This is a genomic window from Kingella pumchi, from assembly GCF_022288825.1.
Classification (GTDB): domain Bacteria; phylum Pseudomonadota; class Gammaproteobacteria; order Burkholderiales; family Neisseriaceae; genus Kingella_D; species Kingella_D pumchi.
Window position 1 is genome coordinate 177,369 of the sequence record NZ_JAKOOW010000024.1, and the last position, 2,355, is coordinate 179,723.

A 2,355-nucleotide genomic window follows, 5' to 3' on the forward strand; every position below is an offset into this window, starting at 1 on the left:
CGCTTTGGGGGTTTCAGGCTGCTTTTTGCTGTTGGAACACCGGCCGTTTAGGCGATGCCTTTTTTCAGCCAGGTCCAATCTCCGGGGTCTTCTTGCCATTCCACGGTACCGCCCTGCATCAGGGTTTGCATCATGCGGGCGGTTTCGGCGTCGCTTTCTTTGGCCATTTCGATGATTTTGCCGTTGGCAAACAGCGGCAGGTTGGGGTCGTAGTATTTGGACAGCTTGGCCAGCTGGTGGCGCTCGCGGGCGGCGTAGAGTTTGCTCAGCTCGCGGGCTTTTTCCGGCGACAGGCCGAGTTGTTCGAGGGCGATGCGGCCGCTGCGGATGGAGGAATCGGCGGTGGCACGGATCACGAAGTCGGCGCCGGCGTGGTGCAGCTCATAGGCGTGCGGGCTGTCGTAGGCGCGGGCGAGCACCGGCAGTTTTGGATAGTGGCGGCGCACGAACTCGAGAATCTCGGTGGCTTCTTTGCGCTGGCCGATGGCGATTACCAGCAGTTTGGCCTGCGCCAGGCCGATGGAGTTGAGCAGCTCGGGTTTGGTGGCGTCGCCGTAATAGGTTTTGATGCCGTGTTTGGCGAGACCTTCGACCATCTCGGCGTGGTGGTCGATGACGGTGGTGTGGAAACCGCAGGCGGTGAGCATACTGTTGATGTGGCGGCCGAAGCGGCCGAGGCCGAGAATGATGACGGGGTTTTCTTCGGTTACGCTGTCGTGCGGGCGCTCTTCGTTTTCGCCGGCAATCGCGCGCGGCGCCAGCACTTTCTCATAGAAGATAAACAGCAGCGGAGTCAGCACCATGGTCAGCGCCACCACCAGCGCGGTGCGGTCGGCCAGCGATTTTTGCAGCACGTGGTTTTGGCGGGCGATGGACAGCAGCACAAAACCGAATTCGCCGGCCTGCGCCAGGCTTAGGGCAAACAGTTTGCCCGACAGCGAAGGCAGCCTGAAAACCTTGCCCAAGAGCCACAGGATAAAGCCTTTGATCAGCAGGGTGGCGGCGGTCATCGCGGCAATGGTGCCGAATTCCTGCCCAAGCAGCGTGAAGTTCATGCCGGCGCCGACGGTGATGAAAAACAGCCCCAGCAGCAGCCCTTTAAACGGCGAAAGATGGCTTTCCATTTCGTGGCGGAACGAGCTGTTGGCCAGCGCGACGCCGGCGGAAAAAGCGCCCAGCGCGGGCGAAAGGCCGATCAGCGACATCAAAGTGGCGATGCCGACCACCAGTGCCAGCGTGAAAATGGTAAACATCTCGTGCAGCCGGTGTTTGCTGATAAAGCGGAACACGGTCGGCACCAGATAACGCACGCCGATCACAATCACCGCCATTGCGCCGGCACTTACCAGCGCGTTAATCCAGCCGGGCTGGGTGGCGAGCCAGTTGGAAAACTCGTGGCTGTCGTGCCCGCCGCCGGCACCGCCTTTGCCCGAAAGCGCCAGCAGCGGCATCAGCGCCATCATCGGAATCGCCGCCACGTCCTGAAACAGCAGCACGGCAAAGCCCGCCTGGCCGCCAGGCGTGTCGATCAGGTTTTTCTCGGAGAAGGTTTGCAGCACGATGGCGGTGGAGGAAATCGCCAGAATGCAGCCGATGGCCACGCCGGTCTGCCACGGTTTGTGAAAGGCCACAGCGATGCCGGCAATCGCCGACACCGTCAGCAGCACCTGCAGCCCGCCCAAGCCCAAAAGCTTGTGCCGCAGCTGCCAGAGCATCGCCGGCGCCAGCTCGAGGCCGACGAGAAACATCATCATCACCACGCCGAACTCGGCAATATGCTGGATGCTTTCCGCTTCTTTGCCGACAAAACCGAGCATCGGCCCGATGATGATGCCGGCCAGCAGATAACCCAATACCGAACCCAAACCCAATTTCTGCGAAATCAATACCGCCCCGACGGCAAATGCGAGATAAATAAAGGTGTACAGCAGGATGTAGGTCATGGTGCGGGTTCCGTGGCAAGATGAAGTGGGAGAAAAAACCGCCTTGCGGCGGTTGCGCCCGCGCCGTTTTCAGGCAGCCTGAAAATAGTCGGAGAAGGTTTTTGCCACAGCCTGAAGGCAAGGTAAAAAGCGGCGGGCGGCAGAAAAATTATTATCGCGGCCGGCGGCGCGAAACACGTCGCCAAAGCGGGTGCCATTTTACAAAATCCGGCCTTTCTCCGATAGTGGCAGCCACCGTTTTTTTGCCTTTAAGCCCTATTTATCCGATAGATGGGAACAGATGGCAACAAATCGGCGCAGCGCTGCCGCCGCAGTCCACTATCCAATCTTTCAGGCAGCCTGAAAAATGCCCGCCCACGGCTTTCAGGCTGCCTGAAAAAACAGGCATCGGGCTATAATCGCGCTTTTTTTT

The 2,355-nt window shown here is 59.6% G+C and carries 1 protein-coding gene; it reads right to left on the reverse strand.

Going from position 1 to position 2,355, the window contains the following annotated elements; all coding sequences use genetic code 11:
- Positions 1-47: 47 nt before the first annotated feature.
- Positions 48-1,943 carry a cation:proton antiporter domain-containing protein gene (locus tag MB824_RS06920; protein WP_238747492.1) on the reverse strand — a complete coding sequence of 632 codons (1,896 nt, stop codon included), beginning with the start codon at positions 1,941-1,943 and terminating at the stop codon, positions 48-50.
- Positions 1,944-2,355 lie beyond the last annotated feature (412 nt).

Coding starts and splice junctions, on each gene's coding strand:
- MB824_RS06920 (WP_238747492.1), bottom strand. CDS start 1,943: ATGACCTACATCCTGCTGTACACCTTTATTTATCTCGCATTTGCCGTC.